At 49.5% G+C, this 23,308-nt stretch carries 3 protein-coding genes; all 3 read left to right on the top strand.

What is annotated here, in order from left to right:
* Positions 1 to 124: 124 nt before the first annotated feature.
* The 3 genes from ACOMHB_RS22745 to ACOMHB_RS22735 all read left to right on the top strand — a co-directional run bounded on the left by ACOMHB_RS22745 (position 125) and on the right by ACOMHB_RS22735 (position 23,284).
* Positions 125 to 7,936, top strand: a complete 7,812-nt coding sequence (locus ACOMHB_RS22745) for an AAA family ATPase (RefSeq protein WP_448218334.1) — start codon at positions 125 to 127, stop codon at positions 7,934 to 7,936.
* A gap of 168 nt (positions 7,937 to 8,104) precedes the next feature.
* Positions 8,105 to 15,610, top strand: a complete 7,506-nt coding sequence (locus tag ACOMHB_RS22740; protein ID WP_448218333.1) for an AAA family ATPase — start codon at positions 8,105 to 8,107, stop codon at positions 15,608 to 15,610.
* Positions 15,611 to 15,760: 150 nt separating this feature from the next.
* A complete protein-coding gene (locus tag ACOMHB_RS22735; RefSeq protein ID WP_448218332.1) occupies positions 15,761 to 23,284 on the top strand; it encodes an AAA family ATPase in 7,524 nt (2,507 codons plus the stop codon).
* Positions 23,285 to 23,308 lie beyond the last annotated feature (24 nt).

The following is a 23,308-nucleotide window of genomic DNA, read 5'->3' as shown; positions in this document are numbered from 1 at the left end:
GGCGATCATTGACGTCTTTCAATCGTCACGGCTGACCGTCAAAAATGAACTTTCGTACTATCTAAAGGTCAAATAACTAAACAACTTCAATTCAGTTCTTCAGATAGCAGTTGGGAGATTGACTATGGATGGTCGTATTGGTGAGAAAATAGACAGTAACCCTGTTCCTGGTTTTGCCGTGTCTGAGAGTGGTGAAAAGAGTGGCGAAAAGAGCCGCGTGCCAGCCAGGAAAGCAGAGCTGGATTCATCATCAAAGAAAGCAAAAGCCTGTTCTGTTGTAACTCCCGAACTCAATAACCCCTTTCCTTCGAGGACGTTGCCTGACAGAGCGAGAAGCGTATCCCCAATAGATTCATCACTCCAAAAGGCCCCTCATGCCTTCGATTTCCGTTTTGTCGGCAGTGATGATGAAGTTCGTCAGCTTTTAGTTGCCCAGACCTGCGGTGAACGTCGGGATGTTACGCTTATTTCCCATCCCGATGACCTCTCACAGGCTAATCTGGTGAGCCGATTGAGCATTTCCGAAGAGGGTCGCCACACTCTGCGTTCAGGTAAGCTCTTTGAGGGTTCAAAGCCACTGACCCTGGTGATGGATATCCGAAAACTCACCAGCGAGGATCTGCCCAAATTTAACGATCTGCTGGACCCGGATAACCCCTGCCTGTATGACAAAGTCAGCCAGAAGAAACGCCCTCTGGGAGAGCATGTTTCTCTATTAGTCCTGGCAGACCCTGAGCAGTTGGCATCGGTTAGCAGGCGTGATGACGCACCGGCGGCCGATGCACCTGGCGCTGACTTCTGGCGACGAATTAATCGACCGGGCAATACCTGGCAGTTTGACGCACAGGCCGGTAATAACCCATCAATGAAGATCGACAAGGTTGCTCCCTTATTGCCTGAATTCACCAGTGCCAAAAGTACTATGGAAGACGACAATAGCATTTTAATTGACTGCCACTTGCACAGTCACTGGCGACAGTTACTGCTGGGTGGACCCGGAGTAGATAAACAGGGGCGAATCCAGCACATCCCAGGCAGGCTTGAATCATTGAAGGCCGGACAACGGGTCATTCTGAAAGGAGCCAACTGGGAAGATCTGGCCTTTGAACAGACGATTCGACAAATGCTGGCGCAGAAGTGTTTTGAGAGCAATGGCAAGGTCTGTCCGTTACCCGACGATGTTCAGTTTTATCAGATGCCGGTTGGGTATAACGAGCTTTATTCGCTGTTCCAAAGTCTATCCCGTGCTCTTGACAAAGAAGGTGACAAAGAGCACGCATTACGCAAACCCATCATCATTAACCAGAGTAATATTGCCCAATGGCTGAGCCCTATTGCCATTGCCCCGGAAGGCTATGCAGTCCCTAACACCCAACTGTTGGAGCAGATTCGGGCGGGGGGATCAGTTATCGTAACGTCTCCCCTTACTGAGGCACTCTGGTTTCGCTTGCTGGGTTCACTGCAGACGATTCGCGAGACCACCAGCTTGGAGCCCCGACTCCGGGTGACTGATTCAAAACATCAGCCGAAGGCCCTGGGTTTGGTAGAAAAGGATGAGGTCTCTCTGTCCTGCTCACAGGAAAAAACCAAAGATCATGCCCCGGTGAGTTCCGTCACTTATCAGCAACCTGCCCAGGCCAGTCATTGGATCAGGAAGCAGCCGGACTCACCTCTGGTCATTCAGGTCAATGAACAGACCAGCTTCAGCCAGCTATTTGATAATATCCATATCACCTCGGAACAAAGGGCCCATTTTGGACATCGTCAGACTGGGTTGCAGGAGGCATTAACCGCTGGCAAGCCGGTCGTATTCCGTGGGCTGGAGAGTAATCCAACGCTTCAGCAGCTTCTGGAACCCCTGATTATCAGGCAACCTCTGTTGGTGAATGGCCAATTGCAGGCCTATCCAAAAGCTCATATCAAAATACTCTGGCCTGAGTCTGCAAAAAGCATATCTTCAATATTTCATTCGATGGTCGCCAGGGGTGAGCCGTGCCCTGAGGTCGATCTCTGGGGTATCAGTGCCCGCAAGCATGGTATCGCCCGGACTGACCTGCCAGAACAAGCGCTTCACTCACTTTACCAAGCTTTTAAAACCATACCTGGCAACCTTTGTAGCCCTCTGCCAGAAATGACCGAAGGGCTGTTGAATAATCTGATACTGGCTGCCCGGCAGGCACAGCAGGTTGACCACTCCCTGCAGCTCCTGCCCCGCCACTGGCGCAAGGCCATCAATAGCGTCATCACCCATGGCACCCGACAGCATCCGTCCGTGCGGGATTTTATGAAAGTGGCTTGTTGGCACTTGTTACGGGATAAGACGCTGGATGAGGATCAAACCGCCTCGGTAGACCCGGATCAGTTAGCTGCCATCATCAATAGCGCCCAACGTTTGGATAGAAAGTTTGTCAGGCAGAACCTGTGGCCACTGGCCCGAGCCTTTGACCCGGCAGTGTTTAAAGATGCCGAATTACAACTGTCCTATGAAAGTCCGTTTCCAAAGCAGGGAAAAAAAGACTTTATGGACAGGCTCTGTGCCATGATCCTGGCCCACGCGCCTGAAAAACAACGGGATGCTATAGCCTATCAGCTGGCAGTCGATCCGGCGGCAACAAAGCCCTGGCAATCCCTGGCCATCAAGCCAACCAGACAGATTAAACGTTTGCAAGATGCACTGGCTTCTGGCTGGCAGTTACTTCTGCCATCGGGGCAGACCCGATCCAATACCATTCACGCGCTGGCCACCGATTGTTTTCACATATCCAGAACAGCGAATGCGGAGGCAGAAGGCATTGAACGTATAAAACATCGACTCTCTGAATTACTGAAATGGCAGGGTTCCGCTGATGAGCCCCTGTCTGCACTGGCCAGGGATCTTTATTATGGCGAGATGAGTCAGGAAGATCGTGAAAGCCGTCGTTTATCCCGGCTCCACGACCGGCTTATGGACTCTCCCGTTATCTTCCTGCAGGGAGAAACCGGCACCGGGAAAAGTTATTTTTCAGCGAAGATGGCCAGGGCTTCGGGACAAGCTTCAGTCATTTCCCTTGGACCTTCCGACAGCGAACAGACCCTGATGAAACGCTGGCAGTGGCAACAACACGCCGACGGCGACCGCTCTATGGTGCCGCAAAACCGGGCGCTGATGGAATGGGCCAATACCAAATCCGACAAAGACGGAGAATACGTAACCCTGGTTCTGGATGAAGCCAACCTGGCCGAAGCCGGACTGCTGGCGTCACTGAACGGCTTATGGGAACCGGAACCCTGCATCTACGTGAATGGTCATCCTGTCAAAGTCAGCGAAAAACACCGGGTAATTCTCACCGGCAACCCCGATCATTACGCCGGGCGCCAAATGGACCCGACCCTGAAAGAGAAACTGCCCAGGGCTTACTACCCACGTCTGGATCAGGCTTTCCTTCGAGACAGAGTAGTGGAACCCGCTTTGCTCAATCAGTTACAACGGCATCAAATAAACGACATTGCACACAGTGCCAGCAAGAGTGTGATGACACTCTGGCAATATTATCAGGAGCTGTTGCCCGAGCATGAGTTTACCCCCAGGGATTTAACCGATATCTGCAGCTGGGTGGGTTGGTATCTGGATCGAGCGTTGTCCGAAGGCGACAGTGCCAGCTGTGAGCAAGTGAACAGTTTGATCCAGCAAAGTTTTCGGGATGTGTTGGGTCCCGAAATCAGCGAGACTCAACAGGATGCACTTGCGGCACTGGAAATATGGTTTGCTGCCCGCTACCACCCGGACAACACCCTGCGCGACAGAGTTCATAACCACACCTTGCCGGATATTCAGCGGGACTTCGAAGCATTCACCAAAGAATTCCGACCTGAGTTTGATACCTCCGGATCGGCAGTCATTGAACTGGTGCAACGGCTGGGACAGGATTTAAGCCGCTGTCAGCAGGCTTATCGTCACGAGATAAAACACGGCGGTCGTCAGGCAACGCTGATTGAAGGCCCGGCCGGACGGGGTAAAGATGCCACGCTGAACCTGTTGATTGAAAGTGTCAGAAAGCAGGCTAAGCAACGGGGAAAAACCATGCCAGAGGTCTTTCCCCTGAATGCCTGTGATTGTTCCTGGGAGCAACTGTGTGAAGTGATCCAGAAAGCAAAAGTAGAGGGCGGCATCGTAGTTATTTCGGAAATGAACCTGATCGACAGCCAGCATCTGGAAGGTGAGTTAAATGATATTCTGGCCGGAGACGCTCATCCGGGTTTCCACCTGTTCGCCACCATTAACCCACCTGAGTACAGCGGACGAAAACCCTTATCACCGGCGCTGAAAGGACGTTTTCGACATTTGCCGATCCGCCAGTATAACTCGGCAGAATTGCAGACCATTGCCGGGAAAGTGTTGCCAGACTCCCCAAAAGGGAAATCCGTCGCCAAACAGCTGACTGAAAAACATTGTCGTTTAAGAGCCTGCCTGCAACGGAAAAACCTGCCGTTACAGCCCACCAGTCGCGATTTACAGAATGTCGCCATGGCTGTCAAAACAGGAGGCGATTTTAGCGAAAAAGCCCTTCATCAATGCCTCAATCAGCACTACCGGCTTTACCTGATGGCCGCCAAACTGTCGCTGGAGGAACTGCCCGAATCATCGACTCTTGCCATGGGTAAAAGGGCACTTGATTCCGGACTTTGCAAATGGTTCAACAAAACGCTACCGGACATTGATCGTCCCTGGTTGATACGACCCGGTAACCTCGACAGTATTGATGAAAAAAACCATGAAATTCGTGTTAAGGCTCGTCCGAATAAAGCGGACGTCAAAGCGGAAATCATCAAAAGGATGGCCCAGGCCAGATGGCAGGCATCCGGTCTTTCCCTGAAGCCGGATGAGTCGGATGATTTGCTCATCCAGGCACTGTATCGGCACTGGCAGCAACGCTGGTTTGCGCATAAGTTTTGCGAGATGGGCATGGACGCTAATAACGTATTTCCACTGACGGAAGAACAGCAACAAACCCTGAAATTAACGGCTTCCCAGCCTTATCTTCAAGAGGCGGATCGGCGGATAGAAGCATGGAACTCCGATGCAGTTCAATTGTGGCCTGCGTTCTGGCATCAGATAAGTAATCTGTCGAGCCAACAGGTTGAGGATCATAGTAACGAAGCTTTAGCGGTTGGTAGTGATAAGGCTCCTGAAAAATACCGTCTGAAAGCCCGCTCGAAGCTGGCTAGGTTATTAAAACGGAGAAAAAGCATTAAAGGTCCGGAGAGCAGAACGCCTCCCAACAAAGAGCCTGATCCTCAGGCATTGAAACAGAGAAAGAACAATAAAGGCCCGGTGAGCAAAACATCTCCCGTCAGACAGCCTGATCCTCAGGCATTGAAACAGAGAAAGAACAATAAAGGCCCGGTGAGCAAAACATCTCCCGTCAGACAGCCTGATCCTCAGGCATTGAAACAGAGAAAGAACAATAAAGGCCCGGTGAGCAAAACATCTCCCGTCAGACAGCCTGATCCTCAGGCATTGAAACAGAGAAAGAACAATAAAGGCCCGGTGAGCAAAACATCTCCCGTCAGACAGCCTGATCCTCAGGCATTGAAACAGGGAACGAACGATAAAGACCCAGTGAGCAGCACTCCTCCAACCGACCATTATTCTCCTGCGTTATTGGACCAGATAACGAACTATGAGAATCTGGAGCTGCGACAAGTTAACGATTATAAAATTTTTAAACCGCATAACCAGCCTTCCCATATGTATCGCTCGGCGGTGCGGGATGTCAAAGTGACTGCCTGGGGTGATGTCGAACTGACCTTTCTTGAGGCTCAAGACATTGAGGGTGTCGAAACTCTCAGTCCGGATCCATTAACAGAGTGCGACCAGGAAGTGACCTTAGCCAGCAATCAAGCGCTGGCAAGATTTTCGGCATCATTGGGGAAGGAACGTCTATTTATATTGCCCAGCCTGAAGTTTTACGACTATATCGTTGCCTTGCGTATAGAACCCGATTTGTCATTTACGCTGTTCAGGGATCAATATACCGGGCTTCACTTATTATGGATTCCGGAGGCCGAAGCCAACCAGCGTTTTGCCTTTGATTACGTCGTAGAACACAGAGAACCGGGCAGAAAAACACTTCCTGAAGAAGCCCGGCCAGAACGATTGACAAACCTTGATGCCCGGTGTTCAGAAGGTATGAAAACCGTATTGAACAAACTGTTTAAGACCATTAAAAAACAACCGACCGAAATACAGGTGCCTTTGCAGAAAATAAAAAACGCCAAAGACACAGAGCAACGAATTGAGGCGATCACGGAGTATTGCCAACACTTTTCCGGTAAAACCACACCAGCGGGCCATAAGAATTTCTTTAAATTTCTGGTAACACAACGGCAGGGGAGCTGCCGTCATCGTACGCCTGTTTTTGTTGCTTTCTGTCGTTATTTCGGGATTCCATCCCGGATAGTGAATAGCAATATCCACAGCTTTGCTGAATATTCCGTGGATGAAGGCCAAACCTGGGTGTCAGTGGATCTCGGCGGGGCACCCGTCAAGAAAACAGACATCGAATCTGTCCGCCAGACCACCACAAATGTCATTCATTCCAGCAATGAGTTAAAGAAGCATAAAGCTTTTCTGAAAGATCTCATGAAAGGTGCTGATTTGTCACAAAAGCAAACTCTGGCTAAAGCCTGTGATATGAGCCTTGAGGAACTGAACAAAGCCCTTGATAAAAACAGCGCATTGCCAGAAGCCTGGCTAATTATTTCCAACATAATCAGGAACCTTTGGGAACAAAGAGATTTAATCAGTTTTTCCCTGGCCGTCTCAATCATCGTGTCGCTGGGGAAAGAAGCATCGGGCGATTACAAGAAGCAACTTGAACCGATATCGAAGGCAGTGAAACGAATAATATTGTACCGCGATGATAAACAGCGTGTCATTGAACAACTCAAGTTACTCCATTCAAAAATAATTAATCAGGATGACCTGAGCGCTCACCATTGGTGTTCCTCAATGGCAGGAATACTGGAAGGTAGCGACCTGACCAAGCCATCGTTTATTCGCTTTGCCCTTGAAGTCCTGAAATCGGGTTGGCTGGATCCAATCCTGAACGATGAGACATATATAGAAAACGCCGATAAACATCATAGGCTATTGGTGCGTCTGAAAAGCGTCGATGAGCTCAGGGTTGAAGCCACTCATTGCCTGAAAAAGTGGTATAAGCAGTTGTTCTTCAGGGAAAAAAATAGTCAGTTATGGCAGAAGACTTATGAAGACTTCCAACGGAGAAAAGGTACCTCGTTCGTCGATCATTGTTATGATGGGTTTTCATCATTCCTTGAATATGAAATTACCCATCGACTCTTAAAGAACACCTGGACAGACGAACCTGAGGGCATTCCCAATATAGAACGAATGCTGGCGCAGCAGCCCGCTTTTCCGAGGTCAATCTCTGGCAGGGGGAACCATCGTCCGGTGATTATCCTGGGGAAACCTTCCTGGGAGTTCACATCGATTTACAAAAAGGCCGGAGATCTCTTGCAAAGTCAATATGCGGTCATTTTGGATCGTAAAGGGATAGTAGACCCGCTGCTTTTAAATAAAGAATTCGAGGATTTGATTCAAAAGGCCTTCAGTCATTATCTGTATCAATTGACACACTCAAAAGGCGGCTGCTTAACCTATTGTTGGGCCGATGCTTACATCAAATGTTGCAACGAGAGATACTCCTATGGTGCTCATGATCCATCCTCACCAGAAGAGCTGTATGTCATGATGTCTGAAATTGACGGCTCTAAATGGTGTATGGACTCTCCATCCAGATTGTTTGTGGACTCTCTAAAGGGTGACTATTTACGGCAGGCACTCAACGCCGATAACGCACTGGTGCTCAAATCCGATGAGCTGACAATCATTGCCAATGAGTTTTTGAACAGCGCTAATTTTGATTCGCTTTGAGGCGTGATGGGTTTCTGGTAGCAGTCTGTTCATGATGAATTTTTCGAGATCGGTAATTGCCTTCAATGATCACGGCTCACTGTCAAAAAGGAACTTTCGTATTGTCTAAAGGTCAAACTACCAAACAACTTCAATTCAGTTCTTCAAATGGTAGTTGGGAGATTGGCTATGGATGGTCGTATTGGTGGGAAAATTGACAACAACCCTGTTTTTGATATTGGCCTGTCTGAGAGTGCTGAAAAGAGTGACATGCCAGCCATTAGAGCAGAGCAGGGTTTACCGTTAAAGATTACAAAGGTCAGCTCTGGTATCACCTCCAAACTCAGTAAATCGTCACCTTCGACAACCTTTCCAGACAAAGCAAGAATCGTTTCCGCAACAGATTCCTCGCTCCAAAAGACCCCTCATGCCTTCGATTTTCGTTTTGTCGCCAGTGATGATGAGGTTCGACAACTTTTAGTTGCCCAGACCAGCGATAAAAATCGGGATGTCACCCTTATTTCCCATCCCGATGACCTCTCACAGGCTAATCTGGTGACCCGGTTGAGCATTTCCAAAGAGGGTCACCACAGTCTGCGTTCAGGTAAGCTCTTTGAAAGTTCAAAGCCACTGACCCTGGTCATGGATATCCGAAAACTCACCAGTGATGAACTGCCCAGATTTAACGATCTGCTGGACCCGGATAACCCCTGTCTGTTCGACAAAGTCAACCAGGAGAAACGCCCTCTGGGTGAACATGTTTCTCTGCTGGTCTTGGCAGACCCTGCACAGCTGGCATCGGTTGGCAGGCGTGATGACGCATCGGTGGCCGACGCACCGGGGGCTGACGCACCGGGCGCTGATTTCTGGCGACGAATTAATCGACCGGGCAATACCTGGCAGTTCGACACTCAGACCGGCAATAGCCCATCGATGGAGATCGACAAGGTTCCTCCCTTATTGCCTGAATTCACCAGTGCCAAAAGTGCTACGGATGACGACAATACCGTTTTAATTAACTGCCACTTGCACAGTCACTGGCGACAGTTACTGCTGGGTGGACTCGGGGTGGACAAACAGGGGCGAATCCAGCACATCCCCGGCAGGCTTGAATCATTAAGGGCCGGACAGCGGGTGATTCTGAAAGGAGCCAACTGGGAAGATCTGGCCTTTGAACAGACGATTCGTCAGATGCTGGCTCAGAAGTGTTTTGAGAGCAATGGCAAGATCTGTTCATTACCCGACAATGTTCAGTTTTATCAGATGCCGGTGGGAGATAACGAGCTTCGTTCACTGTTTTTCAGTCTGTCCCCTTCTCTTGAAAAAGAACAAGCATCACGCAACCCCATCATCATCAACCAGAGTAATATTGCCCAATGGCTGAGTCCCATTGCCATTGCCCCGGAAGGCTATGCAATCCCTAACACCTGTCTGTTGGAACAGGTTCGGGCGGGGGGATCAGTTACCGTAACCTCTCCCCTTACTGAGGCACTCTGGTTTCGCTTGCTGGGTTCACTGCAGGCGATTCGCGAGACCACCGGCCTGGAGCCCCGACTTCAGGTGACTGATTCAAAACATCAGCCGAAAGTCCTGGGATTGACAGAAAAGGACGAGGTCTCTCTGTCCTGCCCACAGGAAAAAAACAAAGATCAGATCGCGTTCAGCACCCTCACTTATCAGCAATCTGCCCAGGCCAGTCATTGGATCAATAAGCAGCCGGACTCACCTCTGGTCATTCAGGTCAATGAACAGACCCGATTCAGCCAGCTATTTGATAATATCCATATCACCTCGGAACAAAAGGCCCATTTTGGACATCGCAAGACTGCGTTGCAGGAGGCATTAACCGCTGGCAAGCCGGTCGTATTCCGGGGGCTGGAGAGTAATCCAACGCTGCAGCAGCTTCTGGAACCCCTGATTATTGGGCAACCTCTGCTGGTGAATGGCCAGTTGCAAGACTATCCAAAAGCTCGTGTGACAATACTCTGGCCTGAGTCTGCAAAAAGCTCATCTTCTGTATGGAGCTCGATGGTTGCCAGGGGAAAATCCTGTCCTGCGTTCGATATCTGGGATATCAATGCCCGCAAGCATCGTATCTCACAGGCTGATCTGCCGGAACAAGTACTTCACTCCCTTTACGAAGCCTTTAAAACCGTACCTGGCAACCTTTGTAGCCCTCTGCCAGAAATAACCGAAGGGCTGTTGAATAATCTGATACTGGCTGCCCGGCAGGCACAGCAGGTTGACCACTCCCTGCAGCTCCTGCCCCGCCACTGGCGCAAGGCCATCAATAGCGTCATCACCCATGGCACCCGACAGCATCCGTCCGTGCGGGATTTTATGAAAGTGGCTTGTTGGCACTTGTTACGGGATAAGACGCTGGATGAGGATCAAACCGCCTCGGTAGACCCGGATCAGTTAGCTGCCATCATCAATAGCGCCCAACGTTTGGATAGAAAGTTTGTCAGGCAGAACCTGTGGCCACTGGCCCGAGCCTTTGACCCGGCAGTGTTTAAAGATGCCGAATTACAACTGTCCTATGAAAGTCCGTTTCCAAAGCAGGGAAAAAAAGACTTTATGGACAGGCTCTGTGCCATGATCCTGGCCCACGCGCCTGAAAAACAACGGGATGCTATAGCCTATCAGCTGGCAGTCGATCCGGCGGCAACAAAGCCCTGGCAATCCCTGGCCATCAAGCCAACCAGACAGATTAAACGTTTGCAAGATGCACTGGCTTCTGGCTGGCAGTTACTTCTGCCATCGGGGCAGACCCGATCCAATACCATTCACGCGCTGGCCACCGATTGTTTTCACATATCCAGAACAGCGAATGCGGAGGCAGAAGGCATTGAACGTATAAAACATCGACTCTCTGAATTACTGAAATGGCAGGGTTCCGCTGATGAGCCCCTGTCTGCACTGGCCAGGGATCTTTATTATGGCGAGATGAGTCAGGAAGATCGTGAAAGCCGTCGTTTATCCCGGCTCCATGACAGGCTGACAGACTCTCCCGTTATATTCCTGCAGGGGGAAACCGGCACAGGGAAAAGTTACTTTTCTGCCAAATTGGCCAAGGCTTCGGGACAAGCTTCAGTCATTTCCCTTGGACCTTCCGACAGCGAACAGACCCTGATGAAACGCTGGCAGTGGCAACAACACGCCGACGGCGACCGCTCTATGGTGCCGCAAAACCGGGCGCTGATGGAATGGGCCAATACCAAATCCGACAAAGACGGAGAATACGTAACCCTGGTTCTGGATGAAGCCAACCTGGCCGAAGCCGGACTGCTGGCGTCACTGAACGGCTTATGGGAACCGGAACCCTGCATCTACGTGAATGGTCATCCTGTCAAAGTCAGCGAAAAACACCGGGTAATTCTCACCGGCAACCCCGATCATTACGCCGGGCGCCAAATGGACCCGACCCTGAAAGAGAAACTGCCCAGGGCTTACTACCCACGTCTGGATCAGGCTTTCCTTCGAGACAGAGTAGTGGAACCCGCTTTGCTCAATCAGTTACAACGGCATCAAATAAACGACATTGCACACAGTGCCAGCAAGAGTGTGATGACACTCTGGCAATATTATCAGGAGCTGTTGCCCGAGCATGAGTTTACCCCCAGGGATTTAACCGATATCTGCAGCTGGGTGGGTTGGTATCTGGATCGAGCGTTGTCCGAAGGCGACAGTGCCAGCTGTGAGCAAGTGAACAGTTTGATCCAGCAAAGTTTTCGGGATGTGTTGGGTCCCGAAATCAGCGAGACTCAACAGGATGCACTTGCGGCACTGGAAATATGGTTTGCTGCCCGCTACCACCCGGACAACACCCTGCGCGACAGAGTTCATAACCACACCTTGCCGGATATTCAGCGGGACTTCGAAGCATTCACCAAAGAATTCCGACCTGAGTTTGATACCTCCGGATCGGCAGTCATTGAACTGGTGCAACGGCTGGGACAGGATTTAAGCCGCTGTCAGCAGGCTTATCGTCACGAGATAAAACACGGCGGTCGTCAGGCAACGCTGATTGAAGGCCCGGCCGGACGGGGTAAAGATGCCACGCTGAACCTGTTGATTGAAAGTGTCAGAAAGCAGGCTAAGCAACGGGGAAAAACCATGCCAGAGGTCTTTCCCCTGAATGCCTGTGATTGTTCCTGGGAGCAACTGTGTGAAGTGATCCAGAAAGCAAAAGTAGAGGGCGGCATCGTAGTTATTTCGGAAATGAACCTGATCGACAGCCAGCATCTGGAAGGTGAGTTAAATGATATTCTGGCCGGAGACGCTCATCCGGGTTTCCACCTGTTCGCCACCATTAACCCACCTGAGTACAGCGGACGAAAACCCTTATCACCGGCGCTGAAAGGACGTTTTCGACATTTGCCGATCCGCCAGTATAACTCGGCAGAATTGCAGACCATTGCCGGGAAAGTGTTGCCAGACTCCCCAAAAGGGAAATCCGTCGCCAAACAGCTGACTGAAAAACATTGTCGTTTAAGAGCCTGCCTGCAACGGAAAAACCTGCCGTTACAGCCCACCAGTCGCGATTTACAGAATGTCGCCATGGCTGTCAAAACAGGAGGCGATTTTAGCGAAAAAGCCCTTCATCAATGCTTCAATCAGCACTACCGGCTTTACCTGATGGCCGCCAACCTGTCCCTGGAGGAACTGCCCGAATCATCGACTCTTGCCATGGCTAAAGGAGCACTTGATTCCCGACTTTGTAAATGGTTCAACAAAACGGTACCGAACATTGATCGTCCCTGGTTGATACGACCCGGTAACCTCGACAGTATTGATGAAAAAAACCATGAAATTCGTGTTAAGGCTCGTCCGAATAAAGCGGACGTCAAAGCGGAAATCATCAAAAGGATGGCTCAGGCCAGATGGCAGGCATCCGGTCTTTCCCTGAAGCCGGATGAGTCGGACGATTTGCTCATCCAGGCACTGTATCGGCACTGGCAGCAACGCTGGTTTGCGCATAAGTTTTGCGAGATGGGCATGGACGCTAATAACGTATTTCCACTGACGGAAGAACAGCAACAAACCCTGAAATTAACGGCTTCCCAGCCTTATCTTCAAGAGGCGGATCGGCGGATAGAAGCATGGAACTCCGATGCAGTTCAATTGTGGCCTGCGTTCTGGCATCAGATAAGTAATCTGTCGAGCCAACAGGTTGAGGATCATAGTAACGAAGCTTTAGCGGTTGGTAGTGATAAGGCTCCTGAAAAATACCGTCTGAAAGCCCGCTCGAAGCTGGCTAGGTTATTAAAACGGAGAAAAAGCATTAAAGGCCTGGAGAACAGAACGCCTCCCATCAAAGAGCCTGATCCTCAGGCATTGAAACAGAGAACGAACAATAAAGGCCCGGTGAGCAGTGCTCTTCCAACCGATCAGTCTTCTCCTGCGGTATTGGACCAGATAACGAACTATGAGAATCTGGAGCTGCGACAAGTTAACGATTATAAAATTTTTAAACCGCATAACCAGCCTTCCCATATGTATCGCTCGGTGGTGCGGGATGTCAAAGTGACTGCCTGGGGTGATGTCGAACTGACCTTTCTTGAGGCTCAAGACATTGAGGGTGTCGAAACTCTCAGTCCGGATCCATTAACAGAGTGCGACCAGGAAGTGACCTTAGCCAGCAATCAAGCGCTGGCAAGATTTTCGGGATCATTGAGGAAGGGTCGTCTAGCTACATTGCCCAGCCTGACGTTTAACGACTATATCGTTGCCTTGCGTATAACACCCGCTTTGCCATTTAAGCTGGTCAGGGATCGATATACCGGGATTCACACATTACGGATTCCGGAGGCCAAAGACAACCAACGTTTTGACTTTGCTTATGTCGTAGAACACAGAGAACCGGGCAGAAAAACACTTCCTGAAGAAGCCCGGCCAGAACGATTAACAAGCCTTGACGTCCGGTGTTCAGAAGGTATGAAAACCGTCTTGAACAAACTGTTTAAGACCATTAAAAAACAACCGACCGAAATACAGGTGCCTTTGCAGAAAATAAAAGACGCCGAAGGCACAGAGCAACGAATTGAGGCGATCACGGAGTATTGCCAACAGTTTTCCGGTAAAACCACACCAGCGAGCCAAAAGAATTTCTTTAAATTTCTGATAAAACAACGGCAAGGGAGCTGCCGTCATCGTACGCCTGTTTTTGTTGCTTTCTGTCGTTATTTCGGGATTCCATCCCGGATAGTGGATAGCAGAATCCACAGCTTTGCTGAATATTCCGTGGATGAAGGTCAAACCTGGGTGTCAATGGATCTCGGCGGGGCACCCGTCGAGAAAACAGAGATCGAATGTGTCTACGAGTCCACCAAAAATGTCATTCATTCCAGCACTGAGTTAAAGAAGCATAAAGCTTTCCTGAAAGATCTCATGAAAGGTTCTGATTGGTCACAACAGCAGACTCTGGCTAAAGCCTGTGATATGAGCCTTGAGGAACTGAAAAATGCCCTTGAGAGAGACAGTGCATTGCCAGAAGCCAAGCTAATTATTTCCAACATAATCGGGAACCTTTGGGAGAAAGGAGATTTAATCAGTTTTTCCCTGGCCGTCTCAATCATCGTGTCGCAGGGGAAAGAAGCATCGGGCGATTACAAGAAGCAACTTGAACCGATAATGGAGGCAGTGGTAAAAATATTGTCCGACGGTGATGAAGGGCAGGTCATTGAACAACTCAAGTTACTCCATTCAAAAATAATTAATCAGGATGACCTGAGCGCTCACCATTGGTGTTCTTCAATGCTAGAAATACTGGAAGACATTGACCTGACCAAGCCATCGGTTATTCGCTTTGCCCTTGAAGTCCTGAAATCGGGTTGGCTGGATCCAGTACTGAACGATGAGGAATATATAGAAGAAGCCGATGAACATCATACGCTATTGGTGTGTCTGGAAAGCGTTGATGAGCTGAGGGTTGAAGCCACTCATTGCCTGAAAAAGTGGTATACGCAGTTGTTGTTCAGGGAAAAAAATAGTCAGTTATGGCAGGAGGCCTATGAAAGCTTCCAACAGAGAGAAGGTGATACCTCGTTCGTCAGTCATTGTCATGATGGTTTTTCATCATCCCTTGAATCTGAAATTACCAATCAATTATTACAGAACGCGTGGACAGACGAGCCTGAGGGCATTCCCAATATAGAACGAATGCTGGCGCAGCAGCCTGCTTTTCCGAGGTTAATCTCGGGCAGTGGCAACCACCGTCCGTTGATTATCCTGGGAGCACCTCACTGGGAGAGCACATCGATTAACAGAAAGGCCAAATTTCTGTTTCAAGCTGAATATGGGGACATTTTGAAACCTGAACAGCAGATAGATGTGGAGGATTCAAAAAACAAATGCACGCAGGCGATTCAGCTGGCCTTCAGTCATTATTTGTATCAATTGACACACACAAAAGGCGGCTGTTTAACCTATTGTTGGAGCGATGCTTCCATCCAATGTTGCGGCGAGCTTCACTCCTATGGTGCTCATGACCCATCTTCACCAGAAGAACTGTATGCCATGATGTCTGAAATTAAGGACTCTGAATTGTCTGTGGACCCAAAGGAAGACTACCTACGGCAGGCACTGAACGCCGGTAATGCACTGGTGCTCAGTGCCGGTGAGCTGACAAAGATTGCCGAAGAGTTTTTGAAAAGCGTGGATTTGGTTTCACTTTCTTACGCGTTGAGAACCTGATAGTAATCTGGTCATGATGAGTTTTTCGAGATCGGTGATTTCCTTCAATGATCACAGCTGACTGTCAAAAGTGAACTTTCGTATTGTCTAAAGGTCAAAATACCAAACAACTTCAATTCAGTTCTTCAGATGGCAGTTGGGAGATTGGCTATGGATGGTCGTATTGGTGAGAAAATTAACAACAACTCTTTTCTTGGTATTGCCGTGTCTGAGAGTGGCGAAAAGAGCGACGAAAAGAGTGTCGAGCCAGCCAGGAAAGCAGAGCAGGATTTACCGTTAAAGGTTGTAAAGGTCTACCCTGGTATCGCCTCCAAACTCAATAAATCATTACCTTCGACAACCTTTCCAGACAAAGCAAGAATCGTTTCCGCAACAGATTCCTCGCTCCCAAAGACCCCTTATGCCTTTGATTTTCGTTTTGTCGCCAGTGATGATGAGATTCGACAGCTTTTAGTTGCCCAGACCAGCGATAAAAATCGGGATGTCTCCCTTATTTCCCACCCCGATGACCTCTCACAGGCTAATCTGGTGACCCGGTTGAGCATTTCCAAAGAGGGTCGCCACACTCTGCGTTCAGGCAAGCTCTTTGAAAGTTCAAAGCCACTGACCCTGGTCATTGATATCCGAAAACTCACCGGCAATGAACTGCCCAAATTTAACGATCTGCTGGACCCGGATAACCCCTGTCTGTTCGACAAAGTCAACCGGGAGAAACGCCCTCTGGGTGAACATGTTTCTCTGCTGGTCGTGGCAGACCCTGCACAGCTGACATCGGTTGGCAGGCGTGACGACGCGCCTGGCGCTGATTTCTGGCGACGAATTAATCGACCGGACAATACCTGGCAGTTTGACACTCAGACCGGCAATAACTCATCAATGAGCATCGACGAGGTTCCTCCAGTAGTGCCAGAATTCACCAGTGCCAAAAGTACTTCGGAAGACGACAACACCGTTTTAATTGACTGCCACCTCCACAGTCACTGGCGACAGTTACTGCTGGGTGGCCCCGGAGTCGACAAACAGGGGCGAATCCAGCACATCCCCGGCAGGCTTGAATCATTAAGGGCCGGACAGCGGGTGATTCTGAAAGGAGCCAACTGGGAAGATCTGGCCTTTGAACAGACGATTCGTCAGATGCTGGCGCAGAAGTGTTTTGAGAGCAATGGCAAGATCTGTTCATTACCCGACAATGTTCAGTTTTATCAGATGCCGGTAGGGAATAACGAGCTTCGTTCACTGTTCCAAAGTCTGTACCCTTCACTTGACAAAGAACAAGCATCACGCAACCCCATCATCATCAACCAGAGTAATATTGCCCAATGGCTGGGTCCCATTGCCATTACCCCGGAAGGCTATGCAACCCCTAACACCTGTCTGTTGGAACAGATTCGGGCGGGGGGATCAGTCATCGTAACGTCTCCCCTCACTGAGGCACTCTGGTTTCGCTTGCTGGGTTCACTGCAGGCGATTCGTAAGACCACCGGTCTGGAGCCCCGACTTCAGGTGGCTGATTCAAAACATCAGCCGAAAGTCCTGGGGTTGACAGAAAACGATGAGGTCTCTCTGTCCTGCCCACAGGAAAAAAACAAAGATCAGATCGCGTTCAGCAGCCTCACTTATCAGCAATCTGCCCAGGCCAGTCATTGGACCAATAAGCAGCCGGATTCACCTCTGGTCATTCAGGTCAGTGAACAGACCAGCTTCAGCCAGCTATTTGATAATATCCATATCACCTCGGAACAAAAGGCCCATTTCGGACACCGTCAGACTAAGTTGCAGGAGGCATTAACCGCTGGCAAGCCAGTTATATTGCTGGGACTGGAAAACAATCCAACGCTTCAGCAGCTTCTGGAACCCCTGATTGTTGGCCAACCTCTGTTGCTGAATGGCCAGTTGCAAGACTATCCAAAAGCTCGTGTGACAATACTCTGGCCTGAGTCTGTGAAAAGCCCCTCTTCAATATTTCATGCGACGGTCACCACGGGTGAGCCGTGTCCTGATGTCGATCTCTGGGATATCAATGCCCGCAAGTATGATATCGCCCGGACTGAACTGCCAGAACAAGCGCTTAAACAGCTTTACAAAGCCTTTAAAACCGTACCTGTCCACCTTTGTAGCCCTCTGCCTGAAATGACCGCAGGTTTACTGAATAACTTGATACTGGCTGCCCGCCGGGCACAGCAGGTTGACCACTCTCTACAGCTCCTGCCCCGCCACTGGCGCAAGGCCATCAATAGCCTCATCACCCATGGTACCCGACAGCATCCTTCAGTGCGGGATTTTATGAAAGTAGCCTGTTGGCACCTGTTACCGGATAAGACGCCGGACCAGGATCAAGTCGCCTCGGTAGACCCGGATCGGTTAAACGCCATCATCAACAGTGCCCTGCCATTGAATAGAGTGTTTGTGGAACAGAACCTGTGGCCACTGGCCCGAGCCTTTGACCCGGCAGTCTTTAAAGGTATCGAATTACAACTGTCCTATAAAAGTCCATTTCCAGAGCAAGGTGAAAAAGACGTTATGGACAGGCTCTGTGCCATGATCCTGGCCCATGCGCCTGAAAAACAACGGGATGCTATAGCCTATCAGTTGGCAGTCGATCCGGCGGCAACAAAGCCTTGGCAATCCTTATCTATCGAGCCAGCCAGACAGATTAAACGCTTACAAGATGCACTGGCTTGTGGCTGGCAGTTACCTTTGCACTCAGGGCAAACCCGATCCGATGCCATCCACGGCCTGGCCAGCGATTGTTTTCGTATGGCCAGAACAGCGAGTTCTGAGACAGAAGGCATTGAACGTATAAAAAATCAGCTGTCTGAATCACTGAAATGGCAGGGTTCCGCTGATGAGTCCCTGTCTGCACTGTCCAGGGATCTTTATCATGGCGAGATGAGTCAGGAAGATCGTGAAAGCCGTCGTTTATCCCGGCTCCATGACCGGCTGACAGACTCTCCCGTTATATTCCTGCAGGGGGAAACCGGCACCGGGAAAAGTTACTTTTCTGCCAAAATAGCCAGGGCTTCGGGACAAGCTTCAGTTATTTCCCTTGGACCTTCCGACAGCGAACAGAGCCTGATGAAACGCTGGCAGTGGCAACAACACGCCGACGGCGACCGCTCTATGGCGCAGCAAAACCGGGCGCTGATGGAATGGGCCAATACCAAATCCGACAAAGACGGAGAATACATTACTCTGGTGCTGGATGAGGCTAACCTGGCCAAAGCCGGATTGCTGGCGTCACTGAACGGCTTATGGGAACCGCAACCCTGCATCTATGTGAATGGTCATCCTGTCAAGGTCAGCGAAAAACACCGGGTGATTCTCACCGGCAATCCCGATCATTACGCCGGGCGCCAAATGGACCCGATCCTGAAAGAGAAACTGCCGAGGGCTTACTACCCACGTCTGGATCAGGCTTTTCTTCGGGACAGAGTAGTGGAACCCGCTTTGCGCAATCAGTTACAACGCCACCAAATAAACGACATTGCACACAGTGCCAGCAAGAGTGTGATGGCACTCTGGCAATATTACCAGGAGCTGCTGCCCGACCATGAGTTTACTCCCAGAGATTTAACCGATATCTGCAGCTGGGTGGGTTGGTATCTGGATCGTGCGTTGTCCGAAGGCGACAGTGCCAGCTGTGAGCAAGTGAACAGTTTGATCCAGCAAAGTTTCCGGGATCTACTGGGTCCCGAAATCAGCGAGACTCAACAGGATGCCCTTTCAGCACTGGAAATCTGGTTTGCTGCCCGTTACCAACTGGACAACAGCCTGCGCGACAAAGTTCATAACCACATCCTGCCAGGTATTCAGCGGGACTTCGAAGCATTTACCAAAGAATTCCGACCTGAGTTTGATACCTCCGGATCGGCAGTCCGTGAACTTGCGCAACAGCTTGGGCAGGATTTAAGCCGCTGTCAGCAGGCTTATCATCACGACAGAAAACACGACGGACGACAGGCAACGCTGATTGAAGGCCCGGCCGGACGGGGTAAAGATGCCACGCTGAACCTGTTGATTGAAAGTGTCAGAAAGCAGGCTAAGCAACGGGGAGAAACCGTGCCGGAAGTTTTTCCCCTGAATGCCTGTGATTGTTCCTGGGACACAGTGTGTGAAGCGATCCAGAAAGCAAAAGTAGAGGGCGGCATCGTAGTTATTTCGGAAATGAACCTGATCGACAGCCAGCATCTGGAAGGTGAGTTAAATGATATTCTGGCCGGTGACGCTCATCCGGGCTTCCACCTGTTTGCCACCATCAACCCACCTGAGTACAGCGGGCGAAAACCCTTATCACCGGCGCTGAAAGGACGTTTTCGACATTTGCCGATCCGCCAGTATAACTCGGCAGAATTGCAGACCATTGCCGGGAAAGTGTTGCCAGACTCCCCAAAAGGGAAATCCGTCGCCAAACAGCTGACTGAAAAACATTGTCGTTTAAGAGCCTGCCTGCAACGGAAAAACCTGCCGTTACAGCCCACCAGTCGAGATTTACAGAATGTCGCCATGGCTGTCAAAAAAGGAGGCGATTTTAGTGAAAAAGCACTTCATCAATGCCTCAATCAGCACTACCGGCTTTACCTGATGGCCGCCAACTTGTCGCTGGAGGAACTGCCGGAGTCATCGACTCTTACCATGGGTAAAGGAGCACTTGATGCCGGACTTTGCAAATGGTTCAACAAAACGCTACCGAACATTGATCGTCCGTGGTTGATACGACCCGGTAACCTCGACAGTATTGATGAAAAAAACCATGAAATTCGTGTTAAGGCTCGTCTGAATAAAGAGGAAGTCAAAGCGGAAATCATCAAGAGGGTGGCTCAGGCCAAATGGCAGACATCCGGTCTTTCCCTGAAGCCGGATCAGTCCGGCGATATCCTCATCCAGGCACTGTATCGGCACTGGCAGCAACGCTGGTTTGCACATAAGTTTTGCAAGACGGGCGTGGACGCTAATAGCGTATTCCCCCTGACGGAAGCACAGGAAGAAGCGTTGAAATTACCGGCTTCCCAGCCTTATCTTCGAGAGGCGGATCGGCGGATAGGGGCATGGAACTCCGATGCAGTTCAATTGTGGCCTGCGTTCTGGGATCAGATAAGTAATCTGCCGAGGCATCAGACAAGTAATCTGCCGAGCCATCAGGTTAACGATCATAGTAACGAAGCTTTAGCGGTTGGTAATGATAACGCTCCTGAAAAATACCGTCCGGAAGTCCGCTCGAAGCTGGCTAAAGCATTGAAATGGAGAAAAAGCCATAAAGACCCGGTCAGCAAAACGCCTTCCAGCAACCGGACTGATCGTCAGGCATTGGGCCAGAAAACCAACAATAAAGGCCCGGGGAGTACTAATCTTCCTATCAACCAGTTTTATTCCGAGGTATTGGACCGGGGAACGAACTATGAAAATCTGAAGCTGCAACAAGTTAATGATTTTAAAATTTTTAAGACGGATCACCATCCTTCCTATATGTATCGCTGTATGACGCGGGATATTAATGTGACTGCCTGGGGTGACGTCGAACTGAGCAATCTGGAGACTGAACGCATTGAGGGGATCGAAATCCTCATACCGGACCCGTTACCAGAGCATGAACAGCAAGTGACCTTAGCCAGCAACCAAACGCTGGCAGACTGTTCAATGACATTGCTTAATGGTCGTCTAAATCGATTGCCCAGCCTGACGTTTAATGACTATATCGTTGCCCTGCGTATAACACCCGCTTTGCCATTTATACTGGTCAGGGATCGATATACCGGGCTTCACACAGTCTTTATTCCGAAGGCCAAAGACAATCAGGTTTTTACATATACTTATGTCGTAGAACACAGAAAACCGGACAGAAAAACACCTCCTGAAGGAGCCCGGCCACAACGATTAACACAGCTTGACGCCCAGTGTTCAAAAGGTATGAAAACCGTACTGAAAAAGCTGTTTAAGACCATTGAAAAACAACCGACCGAAATACAGGTGCCTTTGCAGAAAATAAAAGACGCCAAAGGCACGGAGCAACGAATTGAGGCAATCACGGACTATTGCCGACAGTTTTCCGGTAAAGCCAAACCAAAGAGCCATAACAATTTCTTTAAATTTCTGGTAACACGACGTCAGGGGAGCTGCGCTCATCGTACGCCTGTTTTTGTTGCTTTCTGTCGTTATTTCGGGATTCCATCCCGGATAGTGGATAGCAAAATCCACAGCTTTGCTGAATATTCTGTGGATGAAGGCCAAACCTGGGTGTCAGTGGATCTGGGCGGGGCGCCTGTCTCGTCAACAGACATCCAATCTTATTTTCAGCCCACCATAAATGCCAGTCATTCCATCACTGAGTTAAAGAAGCATAAGGCTTTCCTGAAAGATCTCATGAAAGCTGCTGATTGGTCACAACAGCAAACTCTGGCTGAAGCCTGTGATATGAGCCTTGAGGAACTGAACAAAGCCCTTGAGACAAACAGTGCATTGCCAGAAGCCTGGCTAATTATTGCCAACATAATCTGTAACCTTTGGGAGAAAAGAAATTTAGTCAGTTTTTCCCTGGCCGTCTCAATCATCGTGTCGCTGGGGAAAGAAGCAACGGGCGATTACAAGGAGCAACTTGAACCGATAGCGTGGGCAGTGAAAGAATTAATATTTTACTGCGGTGATGAAGAGGCTGTCATTGAACAACTCAAGTTACTCCATCTAAAAATAATTAATCAGGACAACCTGAGCGCTCAGGATTGGTCTTATTCAATGGTAGAAATACTGAAAAATATTAACCTGACCAAGCCAACGGTTATTCGTTTTGCCCTTGAAGTCCTGAAATTGGGTTGGCTGGATCCAATAGTGACCGATGAGGAATATACAAAAGAAGCCGGTGAACATCATAGGTTATTGGTGCGTCTGGAAAACGTCGATGAACTCAAGGTTGAAGCCTCTCATTGTCTGAAAAAGTGGTATAAGCAGTTATACTCCAGGGAAAAAAATAGTCAGTTATGGCGGGAGGCTTATGAAAGCTTCCAACAGAGAGAAGGTGATACCTCGTTCGTCAGTCATTGTTATGATGGTTTTTCATCATCCCTTGAATATGAAATTACCAGTCAATTATTACAGAACGCCTGGACAGACGAGCCAGAGGGCATTCCCAATATAGAACGAATGCTGGCGCAGCAGCCCGCTTTCCCGAGGTTAATTTCGGGCAGCAGTAACCATCGTCCGTTGATTATCCTGGAGGCACCTTATTGGGAGTGGACATGGATTGACAGAAAGGCCGAACTCCTGTTTCAAGCTAAATATGGTGACATTTTGGAACCTGAACAGCAGATAGATGTGGTGGATTTAAAAAACAAATGCACGCAGGCGATTCAGCTGGCCTTCAGTCATTATCTGTATAAATTGACACACACAAAAGGCGGCTTCTTAACCTATTGTTGGACCGATGCTTCCATCCAATATTGCGACGAGCGACACTCCTATGGTGCTCATGACCCATCCTCACCAGAAGAACTGTATGCCATGATGTCTGCAATTGAGGTGATTGAGGACTCTGAATTGTTTGAGGACCCAAAGGAAGACTACCTGCGGCAGGCACTGAACGCCGGTAACGCACTGGTGCTCAGTGCCGTTAAGCTGACAAACATTGCCGAAGAGTTTTTGGACAGCGTGGATTTGATTTCACTTTCTTACGCGTTGAGAACCTGATAGTAATCTGGTCATGATGACTTT

The organism is Endozoicomonas sp. 2B-B, from assembly GCF_053470045.1.
Note: the sequence above shows the minus strand (reverse complement) of the source record. Positions and strands in the feature narration are given on the sequence as shown.